Consider the following 18,420-nt stretch of genomic DNA (forward strand, 5'->3'; position numbering starts at 1 on the left):
GGCGGAACACCCTGACAACACGGACCCGGGTCGTCGTGCGTGTCCCGTCAGTCCGGTTCCATGTAGGGGCGGCGGAAGACCGGGGCCTGGCCTGTGCCCCAGGGGCGTACGGTTGCCAGCGCCCTGGCGACCGCGGACTCCAACGGGCCGCTGGTGTCGACGGCGACGGCCTCGGGCCACGCGGGTTCCCCGGCCGCCATGGCGGTGGCGATGTCGAGGTCGGCGTCGGACGGGCCGGGGGCGCGCGTGCTCAGGCGGGCCGCTGACACGTCGTCCGGGACGTGGCAGTGCAGGGCGACCAGGTCGGCGCTGGTGCGTTCGGCCACGCGCTGTGCCGCTTCACGCTGTGCGGTGTCGGACCAGGTGGCGTCCAGAACGACGGACTCGCCGGCGGACAGCAGGGCGGCCGCCCGGTCGAGGAGGGTGGCGTAGGTCCTGGCGGTCCATTCCGGTGTGTACAGGCCTTCGCCGTAGCCGGCCGCCGCGGACTGCTCCGCGGGAATGCCCGCCAGTTCCTTGCGGACGCGGTCACTGCTGAGCAGGGTGACCCCCAGCCGGTCGGCCAGCGCACCGGAGAGGGTGGACTTCCCGCTGCCCGGCAGCCCGCCGACGACGGTCAGGCCGACAGCGGAGGTGCGCAGGTGACGCAGCGTCGTCGAGACCAGCCGTCGTGACGCCACCTCCGCGCCCGGCGCACCCTGGCGGGCCTGGATCAGGGAGACCTTGGCGCGGACGAACGCGCGGTAGGCGACGTAGTGGTGCCACAGCGACGCGGGAGCGCGGTCGCCGGAGTATTCGCCGTACCGCGCGAGGAAGTACGCGGCGGCCTCCGGGGCCCCCAGGTGTTCCAGATCCATGGCGAGGAAGGCCGCGTCGTCCAAGCCGTCGACGTAGCGCAGCCGGTCGTCGAACTCCAGACAGTCGAGGATGCGAGGGCCGTCGTCGAGGCAGAAGACGTCCTCGGCGAGCAGGTCACCGTGGCCGTCGACCACCCGCCCCTGCTGGATGCGGGAGGCGAACAACCGCTCGCGGCCTGCGAGATAGCGGCGCACCAGTTGCTCCGTCTCCGTCATCCCCTCGGGCACGGAGCCGTCGTCGGCCATCACGTGGATCTGCGCGAAGCTGGCCTCCCAGCGCGACGACAGGGCGTCCCGCGTGCCCTGCTCGTCCACCTCCGGACCACGGGGCGCCTCCGCGTGCCACGCGGCGAGGTGCCGGGCTACGGCCCGCAGGACGTCGTCCAGGGCGACGCCCTCTCGGACCAAGCGGGAGAGACGCCGGTCCGCGGGCATGCGGCGCATCACCACAAGTGGTTCGGGCGCCTCCGTGTCGGGACTGCTGAACTCGCCCAGGCCCAGATAGACGTCGGGGGCGAAGCGGCGGTTGAGAGCGATCTCGCGTTCGCACGCGTGCCGGCGCGCCGCCCGCGTGGTGTAGTCCAGGAAACCCAGGTCCACCGGCTTCTTGACCTTGTAGGCGCGGTCCCCGGCGAAGAACACGATCGCGGTATGGGTCTCGCACACCTCCGCGCGCGGGGGCGGTGGCCCGTGGTGGCCGGGCTCAGTCATGAGGGACGACGGCGACGGGGCAGCGCCCGTGATGGATGGCCGCGTGGGCGATCGGACCCAGGTGGGGTGCCACACCGTGCCGGTGTGCCCGCCGGCCGACGACCAGCAGCGCCGCGCCTTCGGCGGCCTGCACGACGGCCTTGGCGGGGCTTGCGAGACGGATGCTGTCGGCCACGTCGACCCGCGGGTACTTCTCGCGCCAGGGGCCGAGCGCCTTGCTCAACTCCCTCTGCGCGTCCCGCGTCATCTCGTCCGTGGCGGCGTGGTCAACCCCCCAGGGCACGCGCGCGTGAAGCGGCACGCTCCGGCCGTGCACGGCCACCAGCGGAACGTCCCTGGCCGCGGCGGTGTGGAACGCGAAGTCGAGCAGGTCGTCGGAGGATCCGTTCAGTTTCAGGGCCACGGCCACGCGGCCCGCAGGGGCCGGAGGTGTTCCCTCCACCCGGGTTTCGGCGCGGACCAGTACCACCGGCCGCTCCGCCCGGGCCACGACGGGCATGCTGACGTCGCCCAGGAAGTAGCTCTCGACGGGCTCCAGCCCCCGCGAGCCGAGCACCACCAGCTCGGACTCCGACGCCGCCTGGAGCAGGGCCTCCTGAGCGTCGTCGGCCACCAGGCTCCCGACAATGGTCAGGCCCGGGTGGCGGGCTTGGAGTTCGGCCCGCGCGGTGTGCACGAGACGCTTCGCCCAATAGTTCTGATCGACCTCGGAGTGGGCATGGGCGGGTTCCGGCGCGAGCAGGGGCCACGCGTGCAGCAGGCGCAGCGTGAGCCGGCGCTTCTCGGCCTCTTCGGCGGCCCAGCGGGCGGCGGCGAGGCTTTCGGGTGAGCCGTCGAGGCCCACGGTGATGACTGGCTGCATGGCGGCGGCCTCCGTCTCGTACGAAGCTGGATACGACGGTGGGTGACGGTGAACGAGTCCGATGGGTGCATGCTCCGGACGTCGCCGACATGCCGAGGCGCGGTGCTTCTCTCCTTCGAGGAGTACCCCAATCCCCTCTCCGGCGCATGTGGAGCCGTGGAGGGGAGGCCGGTCACGTGGCACCCGCCACGAGAGGAGACAGGTGCGGTGGCGATTCCCTGGTGGTCGGCATCGACGGGTCCGAAGCCAGTCTGGAGGCGATGGACTGGGCCGCCGACGAGGCAGTCCGGCACAGCGTGCCGCTCCACCTCGTGCACGCGGCGGCCGGTGACCGCGAGCCGTCCGACGTGATCAGTGCCGCCTCGGAACGCGCCAGGGGAAGAGCTCCCAGGGCGCAGCTGTCGAGCGAGGTGCTGCACGAGGACGCCGCCGCTGCCCTCGTCGACAGGGGACGCAACGCGTTCGCGCTGGTGCTCGGGTCCAGAGGTCTGGGAGACCTCGCCGAAATGCTCCTGGGCGCGGTCAGCCTGGCCGTGGCGGCACGAGCGGACTGCCCGGTGGTCGTGGTGCGAGGTGCCGCTGAGCACAGGGACGGCCAGTTCGGGAACATCGTCGTCGGTGTCGAGGAGGGGGAGGGCATCGGCACGGCTTTGCAGTTCGCTCTGCGGGAGGCTCAGGTGCGGAGCTGCCGGCTGACGGCGGTGCACGCCTGGAATCCGTCATCCAGAGCTCTCACCACGCGGCCGGCTCCGTCGTAGTACGCCATGGAGGCCCATCGGCGCCCGCCGTCACAGGTCCTCGACGGGGCCCTGCGCGGCCTTGCGGAGCGGTATCGCGACGCCCGGGTGAGCTCCAGGGTGATCGAGGGCCCGGCCCGCCGAGCGCTGCTGGACGCGGCGTCGGAAGCGGACCTGCTGGTCGTCGGCGCCCGCAGGCGCCCCGTCGGCACGATGGCTCACTCCTTCGTGGAGGCGTTCGCCTCGGAGGAGGAGGCGTTCCGCGTCTTCGCCCGGTGCCATCCCGGCCCGGTGACCCTGCTGGTGGACACCTACGACACGGAGGAAGGCGTCCGTGTCGCGGCACGCGTCCTGCGGGACCTGGACCGCGGGCCCGGCTCCGCCGTGCGGCTGGACAGCGGCGACCTCGGGGAACTGGCGGTACGGGCCCGGTCGATCCTTGACGACGCGGGGCTGCCGGACGTGCGGATCGTCGCCAGTGGTGGTCTCGACGAGTACGCCGTGGACGACCTCGTGCGCTCCGGGGCACCGATCGACACGTACGCCGTGGGCACCCGTGTCGGCGTGTCGGCCGACGCACCGTACCTGGACTCCGCGTACAAGCTGGTCGAGCCCGACGGCCACCCGGTGATGAAGCTCTCATCGGCGAAGGTGACGGCACCCGGCCGCAAACAGGTCTTCCGCCGCCCCGGCTGCGCCGACGAACGAACCCCGTCCGGATCGCATCGGCCCGTACCGAGGTGAGGAGGAAAGCGATGCCACATACGTTGGAATGGACGGTTCGTCTTCATCTGTTCGAGGACGACGCGGGAACGACGAAGGCACATCTGACCCTGGACACCGGCACCACAGAACTCACCGGTCACGGGACCGCGCACTGCCATCCGGCGGACTCGAACGTGCCGGAGATCGGTGACGAACTGGCAACGGGCCGGGCCATGAACGACCTGGCCAGGCAACTACTGAAGACCGCAGAGCGCGACATCAAGGGCATGGGCGCACCGCAGCCACACGGCGGGGAGGTCGCCGGGTGGCCCACGTGACCGACGGCGATCCCCAAGTCAGAAGTCGAGGGACCAGCCATGACACCTCCCGCGCACGGCACAGCAGAGGTGGGCTTCCGGCAGCCCTGCGGGAACTGTAGTCAGTCGGCGCAGCCTCCCAGGCTGATCGGTCCCGTGCGGCTGCCCGTCGCGCGTGGCACGTTGGATACAGCACCATTCTGCGGAGAGGGCGGACGTCATGCGAGCTCACCTCGGCGACCAACTCGTCATCGAACGCACGACGACCGGCGCCGCCAAGCGCGACGGCGAGATCGTCGGACTCCATCACGAGGACGGAACGCCTCCTTACGACGTGCGCTGGTCGGACACGGACGAAGTGACGCTCGTGTTCCCCGGGCCCGACGCACACATCCGCCATCTCGAGCACGGCCGGCCCGAGAGCACCGGCACCCCCTCCGGCCCCGACACGGCCGAGGCGGAGGCCATGCCGGCCAGGGCCCCCGGCCCCGGTGACATCGGCCGACGCGTGGCCGTCGAACGCCACCGACAGCGGCTCAGCCGCGAGGAGACGGCCCGCCGCGCCCGAATGTCCCCCGGATACCTGGAGTACCTGGAGGAGCGGCCTGCCGACCCGAGTGTGGCGACCCTCATCAGGCTGGCCGACGCACTGGGCACCACGGTCACCACGCTGCGCGGCGGAGGAATGGATCTGCCACCCGGCCAAGGACAGGCACTGCTGCATCCTGAACTGCGGGACCTCGGCCCGGAGGAATGCCGCACGTTGCTCTCCACCCACGGCGTGGGGCGCATCGCGGTGTCGGCGTCCGACGGCCGCCCGGCGGTCGTACCGGTCAACTACGAGGTCGTCGATGACGCGATCGTCTTCCGGACCGCGCCGGACTCCACGCCCGCGGCAGCCGTCGGAACCGAGGTCGCCTTCGAGGTCGATCACATGGACGAGGCCCTGAGTCAGGGCTGGAGTGTCCTCGCCGTCGGCCCCGCGAGCGTCGTGACGGAGCCTGACTCCGTGCGCAGGCTCACCGAACACGCCCACACCACGCCATGGCCGGGTGGTGAACGCGAGATGTGGGTGTCGATCCGGCCCGCGCACCTCACGGGCCGCCGCATCACTCCAGCCGATGGATGACCAGGCAGTCGCGGGCCGGGCCAGTGAAGAGCGCTTCCGTCCCGACTGCTGTTATCTCTGGCAGAGCCGTGCTTTCCCTGTTGAACCTGAGGGCCGCCGTCGCCCACGCGGGCTGGCACCCGGAAACCCTGCTGCTGCCCGACCTCGCCGACCGGGCCACTCCTTGCGAGCGTGCGGTTGGCCGGCCGTACGAACGGTGTGAGCGGCCTCGGCGCGCTGTATCCGGCGATCCGCCAACGGCACAGCAGCCGCTACCCGTTCGAGGAGAGACAGATCCCCGAGGTCGTGCGGGCGGCGCTCGCCGCGAGTGCTCGCGTCGAGGGAGCGGCACTGGCGTTTCCCGACTCATGGCATCTGTGGGAAGTACTGGAACTGGTTCAGGAAGCCGAGGCCCGCAACATCACCGACCGCGGCAGCGACCAGGACCTGGCCCGGTGGACGCGTATCGACGCCCCGTCGGTGAGCACCGCCGACGACGGAGTCCCGCACTACGCCTTCGGACCGCGCAAGCGCGGGGGCAAGGCGCCCATGCGCGACTTCGCCGGCCGCCGGCACGCGGCGGGTCGTTACGCGGCGGACTTCGAGCAGAACCCTCAGCTGGCTCTCGTCAGCACGGATCACGACCGCCCGGAGGACTGGCTCCGCGCCGGCCAGGCGATGGAACGCTCCTGCTGCTGGCCACCCACGAGGGCCTCGCCAGCTCCTTCGTGACCCAGCCTCTCGAATGGAAGGACCTGCGCTGGCCTTTGCGTGACCCGATGGCCGGGACCGGCTACACACAGGTCCTGCTGCGCCTGGGCTGCGGCCCCAACGGTCCCGGCACGCCGCGCCGCCCTGTGTCGGAGGTACTCGACATCGAAGCCTGACCCTGGACTGTCCACGTCCGGGGTTCACACCCGGACGTGGGGGCGGACCGTGACCCCGGGAGTGGTCATGTGCTCCTGGGCGCTCACCGCCCTCTCCTCGGCTAGCTGTATTGACCCGCAGGGTTGTTGACACGGCTGATGGGTGGTTGGCCGTCGAGTGCGGTGTGGCACCGGTGGTAGTTGTAGGTGTGGAGGAAGTCCGCCAGGGCTTCGGTGCGTTCGGCGTTGCTGGAGTACGGGCGCACGTATGCCCATTCGTCGAGCAGGGTGCGATTTAGGTGCTCCACCTTGCCGTTCGTCTGCGGGCGATAGGGGCGCGTGCCCTTATGGACGATGTCGGCGGCGCTGAGAGTCTGGCCGAACAGCGGGATCTGTAGCAGGAGCCGTTGTCGGTAAGGACGCGCTCGACGGTGATGCCGTGCTCGGCGAAGAAGATATTCGCACGCTGCTAGAAAGAGGCCGCGGTCTCTTTGCGTTCGTCGGTCAGAACCTCGCTGCACGCGAGCCGGGAGTGATCGTCGCCGGCTGTGTGGACGAACCTGTAGCCGATCACGGGACTGCCGCCCCTACGCGCGTCGGTTGTGGCCTGCCGATTGCCGGCGGCCTGCTGGCGGGGCATGATCCGATGTCCGCCGCCGTCGGGAATGTTGCCGAGCTTCTTGATGTCGACGTGGACCAGTTCGCCGGGACGTGATCGTTCGTAGCGTCGGACGATCTGACCGGTGGGTCCAGCCGACCCCTGACGACGCCGGTCCATCCAGCGCGCGGTCATACAACCCCGGATCGCCTTCGGCTCGCCGGCGCCGTACCCATTTGTGGGCCGTGGTGCGGGAGACGCCCATTTCTTCGGCGACGTGGGCGATGGGGCTGCCAGCGCGGACCCCATCGACCAGGAGCCGTCTGCCGTGGATGGTCAGCCGGGCATGGGGATGGGGCATGGGAAACCTCTGGGATGGTGTGGAGTCTGGGCTTGTGCCCGAGGCCGCCGATCTGGTGATCGACGTCCTCGGGCGACAGAGGACGAGCCTTTGTGGGCGGCGAGCCAGGCCGGGCTGTCTGCGCGCCCCACTGGATCTATTCGGCCCAGGCACGCTCCAGCTGAGTACGGAACGTGGCGGGCTTTCGCCCGATCAGCTCGGCCAGCGTCGAGTCGACGGCGGTGAACTCGCCATTCCGCGACGCGGCGAAGATGCTCAGCATCAGGTCGGCGATCGGGACCGGGGCGCCGTGCGCCAGGACCTGCTCTCGGAAGACGTCGTCGGGGACGACGGTGCGGGTGAAGGGCCGTCCGGTGGCCTCGGACGCGATCTCGGCGATGGTGTCGAAGTCGAGCGCCGCCGGGCCTGTGAGCGGCGGGGTGGGCCCCTCGAAGCGGGCCTCCTCGGCGAGGATCACCGCAGTGGCCTCGGCGAGGTCGTCGTGGGCGGTCCAGGCGACGGGGCCGTCGGCAGGGAGGGCGATGTCGCCGGTGTGGCGGGTGGGCTCCAGGAACTGCAGGGCGCTGGAGGCGTAGAAGCCGTTGCGCAGCGCGGTCCAGGGCAGGCCGGTGGCGTGCAGCAGGTCCTCGGTCTGGGCGTGGTCCCGGCATGCCTGGAAGCGGGCGTCGTGGGCGGCGCCCATCTGGCTGGTGTAGAGGATGCGGCCGACGCCGGCCTGCACGGCGGCGTCGATGGCGGCGCGGTGGCCGCTGACGCATTCCTGGCCTGTGCGGTCGAGGGAGACGAGGAGCAGTTGCTCGGCGCCCTCGAAGGAGTGTACGAGCGAGGTGGGGTCGTCGAAGCTGCCCTGCCGGACGCGGACGCCGCGGTCGGCGAGGTCCTGGGCCTTGGCGGGGTCGCGGACGCTGATGCCGACGCGGTTGGCGGGGGCGCGCTCCAGGAGGCGCTCGACGGTGCGGCGGCCGAGCTTTCCGGTGGCTCCGGTGACGATGATCATTGAGCTCTCCGTAAACTGTTTCCGACGGAATCACAGTAACGGTAACACTGGAAATTTCCGATGGAACCAGATTCTCGGTACCATCGATTCATGGCTACGCGCGACTCAACCGACAGCCCTCGGCGCCGCATCGTCCAGGCCGCCGTCGAGCTGCTGGAGAACGGCGGCCCTGACGCGGTGAGCACCCGCGCGGTCGCGGCCGCGGCCGGAATGCAGCCGCCGGCGATCTACCGCCTCTTCGGCGATAAGGAGGGGCTTCTTGAAGCCGTCGTCGAGCACGGCTACGCGCAGTTCCTGGAGAGAAAGCGCGCGCAGCTCGACCCCGCCCCACAGGACCCGGTGGAGGAGCTTCGCCGGGGCTGGGACATGGTGGTCGAGTTCGGGGTCTCCAGCCCCGAGCTGTTCGCGGTGATGAACCGGGCCGTCGGCCGGGGACCGGACGCAGCACACCGCGCGGGCTTGGAGATCCTCCATGGGCGGGTGCGTCGACTGGCGGCCGGGGGGTGGCTGCGGGTCGACGAGGAGCTGGCCGCCCAGATCATCCAGGCAACCGGCCAGGGCGCGGTCACCACCTGGCACTCCACCCCTGCGGACCGCCGCAATCCGGCGCTGTTGACCGTCCTGCGCGAGTCCATGGTCGCGGCTGTTACTCGCGCCGAGCCGGTGGTCCCCGCCTCGGAGTCCGGTCCCCCCGCGGCGGCCCGCGCGCTGCGCGCCGCCCTCCCCGACGGTGCCGATGTCCTCAGCGACGCCGAGCAGCGCCTGCTGCGTGAGTGGCTCACGCGCCTGGCGGCGGACGGTGGCGCGCCACATGCCTGATCACGCGTCAGGCGCCCTCGTGCAGGTTGAACCTCCCGAGGAGAGATCGTGCGATGAAGCGGCGTCCACGGGATGAGACGGTGGGCGACCACGCGACTCCGGCTGGCTTCCCCTTGCCCATAACGTGCCGCCAACCTTGATCACGCCGACTGTTAACAACGCTCGTGGTCAAGACACATCACATGTCCAGGTCCTTGAGGAGCGCGTCGGGTGGTTGGTCGGGCCGTACGTCTCCAGCGTTGTCGCGACCTGGCGCACCGCAACCCGCCGACGGCCACCCGATCCGAGCGCCCGCCCGTATGTCGCGGCGGCGCGCGGGGGGTGCGACGGTATTCACAGGGGGTCTGTCAGCAACGGGACGGAAGGCGGTGCCCCCGATGGAACTCCCGCTGGTCGTGGGCGTCGACGGATCGGAATCCAGCCTGCTGGCGGTCGACTGGGCGGCGGACGAAGCCGCACGCCACGGACTGTCGCTGCGGCTCGTCCATGCCTCCCTCTGGGAGCGTTACGAAAGAGTCAGGCCCTCCTTCAGCACCGATCGCCCCGCCGGAGAGGTCATGGCGCAGGACATCGTCGCCTCCTGCGCGGAACGCGCCCGGCTTCGCGACCCCGACGTGAAGGTGTCCGCCGACGTAGTGGCCGCCGATGCGGTCTCCACGCTGCTGCGGGCCGGGTCCGAGGCGTTCGCCCTGGCCACGGGCGCACGTGGGCGCGGCGAGGTCGCCGGGCTGCTGCTGGGGTCGGTCAGCCTCACGGTGGCGGCTCATGCCATGTGCCCGGTCGTCGTCGTCCGAGGCGAGGAGCGCAACCTCCGGGGGTCCCTCGGCCGGGTCGTGGTGGGAGTCGGCGCTGTGACCGGCGGCACGGGTGCCGTACGGTTCGCCGCCCGCGAGGCCGAGGCGCGGGGCTGCGCCCTGACCGCCGTACGGGCCTGGCGCAGTCCGGACCACGCGCCGGGCTCCCCTCCCGCGGAGTCCGTCCCGGGTGACCCCCGGCTCGCGACGGACACCGCGGGGACGCCCGAGGAGCAAGTCTCGGCTCACCTCGACGACGCGCTGCGCGAGGTCGTACGGGAGCACCCCGAGGTCGAGGTCAGCCGGCGCGCGGTCGAGGGCCCCGCCCACCGTGTCCTGCTGGAGGCATCGGCCGATGCCGACCTGATCGTCGTCGGCGCTCAGCGCCGGCACGGGCACTTCGGTCTGCAACTCGGCAGCGTCGCCCACGCGCTGCTGCACCACTCCGCCTGCCCGGTCGCCGTCGTCCCTCACCTGGTCTGAGGTCGCCGTACGGGCCCGGCTCCCCCGACTTCCGAACTGAGGAGGGCCACGGATGGCGGAGTGGACGTGGGAGTGGAAGGGGTACGACCCCGCTGCCGAACAGCTGCGGGAGTCGCTCTGCACGCTCGGCAACGGCTACTTCGCCACACGAGGTGCGGTGCCCGAGTGCCGGGCGGGCCTGGTGCACTACCCGGGAACCTACGCGGCCGGATGCTACAACCGCCCGGAGTCGACGGTTGCGGGACGACAGGTGGTGAACGAGGACCTGGTCAACCTGCCGAACTGGCTGCTCCTGCGGTTCCGCCTGCGCCGCGCCGAGGGTGCGTGGGGCCCCTGGTTCTCCCCTCATCCGCGCACCCTCCTGGACCACCGGCACACCCTGGATCTGCGCCACGCCACGCTCACCCGCGCCTTCCGCCACCGGGACGAGAAGGCAGGTGTGGTCGCTGTCGAGCAGACCCGCCTGGTGCACATGGAAGATCCTCATCTGGCCGCGCTGCGGACGGTCTTCACCGCCGAGGACTGGTCGGGAGATGTCGAAATCGAGTCCTGCCTCGACGGTGAGGTACACAACGGCAATGTGCACCGTTACCGTGCCCTCAACCACCACCAGCTGACCCAGGTGCGGACCGGGGCGCGGGAGCCCAGCACGGTCTGGCTGACATGCCGGACCAGCACCTCCGACATCGGTGTCGCCATGGCCGCCCGGACGGTCGTCGCCGACCTGCCACCGGCCTCGTCGGAGCTCCGCCCAGGCCGCCACCGTGCCGTCCACCGCCTGGTGGTCCCGCTCGCTCCCGGCCGTCCCGTCGCCGTGGAGAAGACCGTGGCGGTCCACACCTCACGCGACACGGCGATCAGCGATCCTCTCGGGGCGGCGGTCGACCGGGTGTCCTCGGCCGCGGACTTCGCGGGCCTGCTGAACTCCCATGTCGCGGCCTGGGAGCGGTTGTGGCGGCGCGCGGAGATCCAGGTACCCGGTCAGTCCGGGCGAGTCCTGCGCTTCCACCTCTTCCACCTCCTACAGACGCTGTCCCCGCACACCGCGGACCTGGACGTGGGCGTCCCGGCCCGGGGTCTGCACGGCGAGGCGTACCGCGGCCACGTCTTCTGGGACGAGCTGTTCGTCGTGCCGTACCTCAACCTGCACTTCCCGGAGGTCTCCCGGGCCCTGCTGAACTACCGGTACCGACGCCTCCCCCGGGCCTGCCGGGCCGCCGCCGCGATCGGCCGGGCCGGGGCGATGTACCCCTGGCAGAGCGGCAGCGACGGCCGCGAGGAGACCCAGCAGTGGCACCTCAACCCCCGCTCGGGCCGCTGGCTGCCGGACCACTCCCATCTCCAGCACCACGTGGGCTCGGCGATCGCGTACAACGTGTGGCAGTACTGCGAGGCCACCGGTGACACCGAGTTCCTGCACACCAGAGGTGCGGACATGCTGCTGCAGATAGCCCGCTTCTGGGCGGACCTCGCGGTCTTCGACCCCGCGACGGAGCGCTACCACATCCGCGGAGTCGTCGGCCCCGACGAGTACCACGACGCCTACCCGGGCGCCGCTCAGCCAGGGCTGGAGGACAACGCGTACACCAACGTCACCGCCGCCTGGGTGCTCGGCCGCGCCCTGGATCTACTGCGGCGCCTTCCCGTCTGGCGCCGGGAGGAGCTGCGCGATCGCATCCGGCTGGACGACGACGAACTTCCGAAGTGGGAGGAGATCTCCCGACGGTTGTGGGTGCCGTTCCACCGTGGCGTGATCAGCCAGTTCGAGGGCTACGACGATCTGGCCGAGCTGGACTGGGACGCCTACCGAACGCGCTACGACGGCATCCGGCGGCTGGACCGGATCCTGGAGGCCGAGGGCGACACGGTCAACCGCTATAAGGCGTCCAAGCAGGCCGACGTCCTCATGCTCGGCTACCTGTTCTCACCCGGCGAGCTGCGGCAGCTGTTCAGGCGTCTCGGCTACGACCTGGACGACGAGGTCTGGCGCGGGACCGTCGACTATTACCTCCGGCGCACCAGCCACGGCTCCACACTCAGCGGCCTCGTCCACGGCCTGGTCCTCGCCAAGGCCAGACGAGCCGAGGCATGGCAGTACGTCCAGGAGGCCCTGGAGGCAGACATCGCCGACATACAGGGCGGCACAACTGGCGAAGGCATTCATCTCGGGGCCATGGCCGGAACCCTCGACCTGGTCCAGCGCGGCCTGACCGGACTGGAGACGCGCGAGGACGCGCTGTGGCTGGACCCCGTGCCTCTTCCCGCACTCTCCGAGTACGGATTCTCGCTGCGCTATCGCGGCCACTGGGGGGTGCGCATACGGCGCCTGAGCGGGCGGCTGGAGATCGGCGTGCCCGACTCGGAGGAGTCAGCGATCCGCGTGGTGCTGGCGGACCGGGCCGTGACCGTGGCACCTGGGGAGACCTGCACGCTCGTACTGTCGGCGGATGATCCGAGCGAATGAGCGTGGCGTCGGCGCATCCGCACCGTCACGCGCCGCACACGGCCTAGGCTTGGCCCGGGCTCCGCAGCGGGTTTCCGTTTCATGCCAGAGCGCCGTGGGAGACGCGGATGAAGTGGTTGGTCTCGCTGGTCGGTGTCGGACTCGTCATGGTGACCCTGCGGGACCTTTTCCACACCCTCTGGCACCCCACGCGCCACGGTGGTCTGAGCCGCCTCGTGATGACGGCACTGTGGCGCCTTGCCCGGCGTTTCCGTCCGCCCGGCCGCGTGGTCGGGCTCGTCGGGCCGCTGGCCATGGTCACGGTCGTGAGCATGTGGGCCGTCACCGTCGTCCTCGGCTGGGCGATCGTCTACTGGCCCCACATGCCCGGGGCGTTCACCTTCGCCCCCGGTTCCCAGGCGGCGCAGGAACCGGCGCTACTCGACTCCGTGTATCTGTCGCTCGTCACGGTGGCCACCCTGGGGCTGGGTGACATCGCACCCGACGAGGGCTGGCTCCGTCTGGTCTCACCGCTCGAAGCCCTCATCGGTTTCGCCCTCCTGACGGCCACCGTCTCCTGGGTGCTGGAGATCTATCCGGCGCTGACCCGCAGGAGGGTCCTGGCCGTCCGACTGGCTCTGCTGCGCGACGCCGAGCCCACAACGCGGCAGATCGACTGCACCGCAGGAGCACTGCTGCTGGACAGCCTGGCCACCGACGTCTCACGCGTCCGCATCGACTTCACCCAGTACGCCGAGGCGTACTACTTCCACGACGGGGAGGACCACTCGTCGCTGGCGGCCATGGTCGGCTACGCCGCCGTACTCGCCCAGCGCGGGCAGGCGGCGGAACGGCCGGAGGTGCGACTGGCCGGCGCGCTGCTCGCAGGCGCGTTGAAAGACCTCGCCGCCATCCTCGACCAACGTTTCCTCCATACGGGCGGCCCGCCGACGGAAGTGTTCGCCGCTTACGCCGCCGACCACGGCCGCGACGGCGCTCAGCCGTGAACGAGCAAGGGTGGCAATCCGAGAAACGGGGTTCCGTCCTCAAGGGGCGGCCAGTCAAAGGGACGGGAGCGGTTATGGCACCCAGCACGCAGAGCCGTCCGGGCACACCTCAGCGACGGCCGTGAACCGCCGCGGTGACAGCCAGCGGCCCGCTGCCGAGGCAAGCCGACGCTCGGAGGCGACTCCCGCGACAGGTCTGTCGTCGGAGGAGGCCGCAAGGCGTCTGACGCGCCATGGGCCCAACGAGATCCCCTCGGAACTGCGGACCCCGGTGTGGCGGCGGGTGCTGCAGCAACTGCGTGACCCGCTGATCCTCGTCCTGCTCGTGGCGGCCGCCCTGACGGTCGCCACCGGCGATCTCTCCGACGCCTCCGTCATCCTGCTCGTGATCACCGTGAACACCGTGGTCGGCGTCGTGCAGGAGGTGCGGGCGGAAGAGGCGGTACTGGCCCTGTCCGCCATGAGCGCCCCGGCCGCCAGGGTCGTGCGAGACGGTGAGGAACTCTCCGTCCCGGCATCCGAGGTGGTTCCGGGCGACCTGGTCCTGGTGGCCGAGGGGGACATCGTCCCTGCGGACGGAGAGGTGCTCGCTGCGACGTTGCTGCCGGCGGACGAGTCGTCGTCGACAGGTGAGTCCGCTCCGGTGGAGAAGGCCCCCAACAGTGGCGGGACGAAGGGGGTGCTGTCGGCTGGGACGGTCATCGTTCGGGGCCGCGGACGGGTCGTCGTGACCGCCACCGGTGCCGACAGCGCCCTCGGCCGGATCGCCGCGCTCATGGGCGCCGCGCCCGGTCTCACCCCGTTGCAGCACCGGTTGGCGAACTTCGGCCGTACTCTCGCGATGGTCACCGTCGCACTGTGCGCGGTCGTGCTCGCCCTCGCGCTGGTGCGCGGACAGCCCGCGGAGCTGATGATCGTAGCGGCGATCAGTCTTGCCGTCGCTGCCGTTCCGGAGTCCCTCCCGGCCGTGGTGACGCTCGCTCTCGCTCTACCGTGCGGGTCTGCGCCGGCATCGGGTGGCACGGCAGGCCCTACACCGAAGAGGTGGTCCTCGCCGACCTCGATCTCAGCGGCGACTCCGGCCGCTCCGGCGCCCAGGTGTTCGCGGGTCGTCAAGGACTGCTGTTCCTCTTCCCGCTCGGAGAGCAGGCCGCCTGGCGGCTGCTGGCCACACGGGCGTCCGCCGGCGGGTCCGGACTGGACTTCGGCCAGCTCGGAACCGCCGTCCCGCATACCGATCTGCAGCGACTTCTGAGCGACGTCGGGCTGGACGCCCGGATCGAGCGCCTCGCGTGGTCCGCGCGGGTGCCCCTCCAGTGCAGCCTCGCCGCACGATTCCGCCGCGGGCGGCTCTTCCTCGCGGGGGACGCGGCTCACAACTGTTCACCGGCCACCGGCCAGGGCATGAACGCCGGCATCCAGGACGCGGTGAATCTCGGCTGGAAGCTCGGCTTTGCGGCGAACTGTTCCGGAGGCGAGGCCGCGGGCGGGCTCGGTGCCGAAGTGCTGCTCGACTCCTACGACACGGAGCGCCGGCCGGCCACCCACCGACGGCTGATCCTCACGCACACGGTGTTCTGGGCAGAGGCATCGACCGGCCGGATCCCCTCGTGGCTGCGCGCGGTGGCCGCTCCGCGCGCAGCCCCGGCCGTGCCGATCCTCCTGGACCGGCGACGGCTGGTCGCCGAAGGCATCCGCTTCATCTCCCAACTGCGGGTGAACTACGGGCACAGCGCCCTGTCGGTGGAGGGAAGACCGCGCCTGCATGGTGCACCTCGCCCGGGAGACCGCCTACCGGACGCGACCGTCAGCGTCGGGGGGCCTCCACAACGGTTGCACGGGCTGCTCGCCGGTGCGGGCGTGCACGTGCTGCTACAGCGCGACGCCGCCCCGCCGCCGGACGCGGTGCTCGGTCCCCAAGTCACTGTCCTCCGGCTGAGGAACAGCCCCGGCCGCGGTCTGATCGCGGTCCGCCCGGACGGGCATGTCGACTTCCGGTGCGGAACCACCGACGCGGCCGGGCTGAGCAACTGGCTCTCACTGATCGGCGCATCGGCATCACCATCAAGCCGACCGTGAACGCCGCGAAAACGTCCGATGCCACGACGTGTCGGACATGGGCCCGATGGGAAAGCCCGCCCTGAAAGGCTCAGTTCAGCGGCGTTCTGCCCCTGAGTAGCCCCCGAGCCTGAGGTCATGAGGAGCCCGACAACCTGTGACTCTCCCGGTTGCCCGGCCTCCTTCGAGAGCGACGGTGGAAGAAGGTGGCCGAGGCGGCCATGCGAGCACTCGTCTACCACGGCCCCGGACTGACGTCCTGGGACCCGGTCACGGATCCAGTCGAAGCCCCGCCCGACGTGATCGTACGCGTCGACGCCATAACCATCTGCGGCGCTCACCTACGCATCCGGCGCGGAACCCTACCCGAGGTCCTCGGAAACCTGATCAACGGAACACAGGCCGACGTCGTACAAGTGCCCTTCGCCGAAAACTCCTCCACCGGCGGCCCGGTGCCCTGACGCTGGAGGACGCAGTACTGCCCGCCGAGATCCTCCTCACCGCCTACGAAGTCGGAGTACGGAACGGACACGTGGGCCCCGACGACACCGTCGTCGTGGTGGGCGCCGGTCCCGTGGGCTGTTGCTGGGGCTCGCTGGTGTTGAGTTATGCAACTGGAATGGGACTTGAAGCTGCGGGATGTGTATCGATCCAGGACAACCCCCCTAGGTCGAGTCGTCGGCGTGCACGCGTGACGGCGACGTATGCGAGGCGGGCGTCAGTGTCGTTGACGGGTTCCGGGATGGGACGGCCCTCGGCGTCGTGCTGGTCGGTGTCCTTGGGAGGTGGGAAGTCGTCGCCGATCCGGACGGTTGCCCATTCATGCCCCTTGGCCTTGTGGGCTGTGGACACGGTCACGTCAGCATGGTCCTCGTCGGTGAGTTCGTCGAGTGCGGCCAGGATGGCGTCGGGGCCGTGCGTATCGACGAGGTCGACGAAGGGCTGGAGGTCGCCTCCTGCCGGATCGTAGGTCACGTAGTCCTGTACTTCGCCCCAGGAGGCGAAGAGGACGAGTTCGGGGTGGCTGGTGCGGCGTCCTTCCTTGAGGTCGCGAGCTGCGAGCGCCAGCGAGGCGAGCGTGTGCCCGCCGCGAGCCAGGGCGACGCGGCGCCCTTCGGAGAGGAGGCGCATGACTTCGGCCATGGCGCCGATGTTGGCGCGGCACAGCACTGCATCCGGGTTGGCCACGTCTCCGACCTCGGTAGGGATGGTCTCGCTTCCGGTCAGGCGGATGGGTGCCTCCGCAAGTTCGAGCCAGCGGTTGGCTTGTTCGGCAAGGAGAGGGCCGAAGCGGAAGGACGCTGTTGGGCGTGCCCGACCAACTGCTTGTAGTCATCTTCCTGTTCACACCGGCGTTGTGACAGCAAGAGGGCGATGAAGGCGCCCGCCTCGTCCGTGCTGATGCGCGGCAGCGACAGCGGGAGTTGAACGATCTTCTCCAGGTAACGGAGCGCGAACTGCTCTCCGCGGCCCGTGGCGTCAAGGCTGACGGCGATGGACTCCCGCACCATCTCCTGATCAGCCGCCAGGACGAACGCCACCTTCTTGACGGACAGGAACAGCTTGATGGCCTCCAGAGTGGCCATCACTGCGTCCGGCAGGCACCGGTCGAGATCGTCCACCAGAACAACCAGACGCTTTAGGGGCGCCAAGTCCTGGAGCAGCTTGGCGAACTCACTGCGGAATCCCGCCAGGCTCTTGGCGTCCTCCCTAGACCGGGGCGTGAACGCTTTGACGAGCTCTTCGGTTTGTGCCACCAGTCGGCCGCGGGCCACGCTGGCCGCGACACGTGACCAACTGATGCGCTCCAGCAATCCTTTGACGGAATCCCCGAGGTCTTCGTCCGGGTAGGCGGTCAGCAGATCCTGCAGGACCTCACCGATGACAGCGCCGCGCACGTCGAACTGGTCGTCGAACTCCCACGGATCGAGCCGGATCACGCGGTACCCGGATTCCTGGTCCAGCGCTTCATGCAGGAGGCCGAGGACGGTGGATTTCCCCCCGCCCCAGGGAGCGTTGATTCCGATGGTCACGGGGTCCAAAGACGGCGAATGCAGGGCAGCCACAACGGTGTCGACGATCGAGGTGAATCCCAGAAGATCAACGGTCGTCGGATTGTCGTCCCACAGCTGCAATTCGCTCATCAGGTGCCCCCCGGCAGGCCGATCCGCGCGCTCACCGCTTCACCTCGCCGCCGGTCGGGTCTCAGCGACCCTCTCAGGAGGCAACGCAGCGCTACCCCGGTAGCCGCCGAGGTGATCGAGTACATGCAAAAGAATTCGGTGCCAGCATCACCGCCGCCTTCTGCAACAAAGCCATGCGTATCACAGCACTGCCGTGACCTCAGGATGCGACACACCACCCGGCGTGCCGACGTTGTGATCAGCCCTGACGACGCCGCCCCACCCAGCCGGCCAGACGACGTGCGCCTGGCCGCGCCCGAACAGCCCCGCACCGGCGCCCCCGGGTACGAAGCGCTCGTGTCGGCGCACCCAGCGAGGCCGACCTTGGCCGCGGCCACCTATTCCGCTTACATCGACGACGAAGTCTCTACGCGGCGCAACTCGGCAGGTTTTGTGACCAGAACCTGCCGCTTGGCGCCTCTGCGGCCTCCAACATCGCCGAGGGGACACATACACACCACTTCAGCGCGATAAGCCGTCCACCGAGAGCAGCAGATCAGAGTCGGTGGCGCAC

13 protein-coding genes and 6 pseudogenes are annotated in these 18,420 nt (G+C 70.2%); 13 read left to right on the plus strand and 6 right to left on the minus strand.

Features of this window, described 5'->3' with window-relative positions; genetic code table 11:
- Nucleotides 1-47: 47 nt before the first annotated feature.
- Together G9272_RS04795 and G9272_RS04800 are read right to left on the minus strand one after the other, a co-directional pair.
- Complete coding sequence (locus tag G9272_RS04795) at nt 48-1,568, minus strand: AAA family ATPase (protein WP_253267706.1); 1,521 nt, start codon at nt 1,566-1,568, stop codon at nt 48-50.
- Complete coding sequence (locus G9272_RS04800; RefSeq protein ID WP_171395364.1) at nt 1,561-2,430, minus strand: universal stress protein; 870 nt, start codon at nt 2,428-2,430, stop codon at nt 1,561-1,563. Before G9272_RS04800 ends, G9272_RS04795 begins: the two co-directional genes overlap by 8 nt.
- Nucleotides 2,431-2,690: 260 nt before the next feature.
- Between G9272_RS04800 and G9272_RS45085 the strand changes: the two are divergent.
- The 6 genes and pseudogenes from G9272_RS45085 to G9272_RS44690 form a co-directional block, all read left to right on the plus strand.
- Nucleotides 2,691-3,368 (plus strand): annotated as a pseudogene (locus G9272_RS45085) (universal stress protein); the annotation flags it as partial.
- Between the two features lie 3 nt (nt 3,369-3,371).
- Nucleotides 3,372-3,887: pseudogene (locus tag G9272_RS45090) on the plus strand (nicotinate phosphoribosyltransferase); the annotation flags it as partial.
- Nucleotides 3,888-3,922: 35 nt separating this feature from the next.
- A complete protein-coding gene (locus tag G9272_RS04815; protein ID WP_171395365.1) occupies nt 3,923-4,210 on the plus strand; it encodes a DUF1876 domain-containing protein in 288 nt (95 codons plus the stop codon).
- Between the two features lie 199 nt (nt 4,211-4,409).
- A complete protein-coding gene (locus G9272_RS04820; RefSeq protein WP_171395366.1) occupies nt 4,410-5,318 on the plus strand; it encodes a DUF1918 domain-containing protein in 909 nt (302 codons plus the stop codon).
- A 198-nt stretch (nt 5,319-5,516) separates the two neighbouring features.
- Nucleotides 5,517-6,029, plus strand: a complete 513-nt coding sequence (locus G9272_RS44685; RefSeq protein ID WP_216377801.1) for a hypothetical protein — start codon at nt 5,517-5,519, stop codon at nt 6,027-6,029.
- Nucleotides 6,026-6,184 carry a hypothetical protein gene (locus G9272_RS44690; protein ID WP_216377802.1) on the plus strand — a complete coding sequence of 53 codons (159 nt, stop codon included), beginning with the start codon at nt 6,026-6,028 and terminating at the stop codon, nt 6,182-6,184. Before G9272_RS44685 ends, G9272_RS44690 begins: the two co-directional genes overlap by 4 nt.
- 101 nt (nt 6,185-6,285) lie before the next feature.
- On the opposite strand, the pseudogene G9272_RS04830 reads toward G9272_RS44690, so the two are convergent.
- Nucleotides 6,286-7,122 (minus strand): annotated as a pseudogene (locus tag G9272_RS04830) (integrase core domain-containing protein).
- A gap of 136 nt (nt 7,123-7,258) precedes the next feature.
- Nucleotides 7,259-8,119 (minus strand): SDR family oxidoreductase, encoded by an 861-nt coding sequence (locus G9272_RS04835; RefSeq protein ID WP_171395367.1) that lies wholly within the window; start codon nt 8,117-8,119, stop codon nt 7,259-7,261.
- 90 nt (nt 8,120-8,209) lie between these two features.
- Here G9272_RS04835 and G9272_RS04840 point away from each other — a divergent pair, with 90 nt between their 5' ends.
- The 7 genes and pseudogenes from G9272_RS04840 to G9272_RS04870 form a co-directional block, all read left to right on the plus strand.
- Nucleotides 8,210-8,938, plus strand: coding sequence for a TetR/AcrR family transcriptional regulator (locus G9272_RS04840; RefSeq protein WP_171395368.1), 729 nt, complete (start codon nt 8,210-8,212; stop codon nt 8,936-8,938).
- Between the two features lie 377 nt (nt 8,939-9,315).
- Nucleotides 9,316-10,215, plus strand: a complete 900-nt coding sequence (locus G9272_RS04845; protein WP_171395369.1) for a universal stress protein — start codon at nt 9,316-9,318, stop codon at nt 10,213-10,215.
- A gap of 52 nt (nt 10,216-10,267) precedes the next feature.
- Nucleotides 10,268-12,679: a glycoside hydrolase family 65 protein gene (locus G9272_RS04850; RefSeq protein WP_171395370.1), complete on the plus strand. Its 2,412-nt coding sequence runs from the start codon at nt 10,268-10,270 to the stop codon at nt 12,677-12,679.
- A gap of 107 nt (nt 12,680-12,786) precedes the next feature.
- Entirely contained in the window at nt 12,787-13,665 is an 879-nt protein-coding gene (locus G9272_RS04855; RefSeq protein WP_171395371.1) for a potassium channel family protein, read from the plus strand.
- Nucleotides 13,666-13,786: 121 nt separating this feature from the next.
- Nucleotides 13,787-14,599 (plus strand): annotated as a pseudogene (locus G9272_RS04860) (HAD-IC family P-type ATPase); the annotation flags it as partial.
- 110 nt (nt 14,600-14,709) lie between these two features.
- Nucleotides 14,710-15,744 (plus strand): FAD-dependent monooxygenase, encoded by a 1,035-nt coding sequence (locus G9272_RS04865; protein WP_301272119.1) that lies wholly within the window; start codon nt 14,710-14,712, stop codon nt 15,742-15,744.
- Between the two features lie 200 nt (nt 15,745-15,944).
- A pseudogene (locus G9272_RS04870) lies at nt 15,945-16,303 on the plus strand (alcohol dehydrogenase); the annotation flags it as partial.
- Nucleotides 16,304-16,329: 26 nt separating this feature from the next.
- Here the strand turns inward: G9272_RS04870 and G9272_RS04875 are convergent.
- Nucleotides 16,330-17,028, minus strand: a pseudogene (locus tag G9272_RS04875) (3'-5' exonuclease); the annotation flags it as partial.
- On the minus strand, nt 16,947-17,867 hold the full coding sequence (locus tag G9272_RS04880; protein WP_171395373.1) for a KAP family P-loop NTPase fold protein: 921 nt from the start codon (nt 17,865-17,867) through the stop codon (nt 16,947-16,949). The gene G9272_RS04880 and the pseudogene G9272_RS04875, both read right to left, overlap by 82 nt.
- Between the last annotated feature and the right edge of the window lie 553 nt (nt 17,868-18,420).

The sequence above is a fragment of the Streptomyces asoensis genome, assembly GCF_013085465.1.
In the GTDB taxonomy this organism is placed as follows: domain Bacteria; phylum Actinomycetota; class Actinomycetes; order Streptomycetales; family Streptomycetaceae; genus Streptomyces; species Streptomyces cacaoi_A.

Bases quoted from the DNA above. Each gene is read 5' to 3' on its own strand.
- G9272_RS04795 (WP_253267706.1), bottom strand. From the start codon at position 1,568: ATGACTGAGCCCGGCCACCACGGGCCACCGCCCCCGCGCGCGGAGGTG.
- G9272_RS04800 (WP_171395364.1), bottom strand. From the start codon at position 2,430: ATGCAGCCAGTCATCACCGTGGGCCTCGACGGCTCACCCGAAAGCCTC.
- G9272_RS04815 (WP_171395365.1), top strand. From the start codon at position 3,923: ATGCCACATACGTTGGAATGGACGGTTCGTCTTCATCTGTTCGAGGAC.
- G9272_RS04820 (WP_171395366.1), top strand. From the start codon at position 4,410: ATGCGAGCTCACCTCGGCGACCAACTCGTCATCGAACGCACGACGACC.
- G9272_RS04835 (WP_171395367.1), bottom strand. From the start codon at position 8,119: ATGATCATCGTCACCGGAGCCACCGGAAAGCTCGGCCGCCGCACCGTC.
- G9272_RS04840 (WP_171395368.1), top strand. From the start codon at position 8,210: ATGGCTACGCGCGACTCAACCGACAGCCCTCGGCGCCGCATCGTCCAG.
- G9272_RS04845 (WP_171395369.1), top strand. From the start codon at position 9,316: ATGGAACTCCCGCTGGTCGTGGGCGTCGACGGATCGGAATCCAGCCTG.
- G9272_RS04850 (WP_171395370.1), top strand. From the start codon at position 10,268: ATGGCGGAGTGGACGTGGGAGTGGAAGGGGTACGACCCCGCTGCCGAA.
- G9272_RS04855 (WP_171395371.1), top strand. From the start codon at position 12,787: ATGAAGTGGTTGGTCTCGCTGGTCGGTGTCGGACTCGTCATGGTGACC.
- G9272_RS04880 (WP_171395373.1), bottom strand. From the start codon at position 17,867: ATGAGCGAATTGCAGCTGTGGGACGACAATCCGACGACCGTTGATCTT.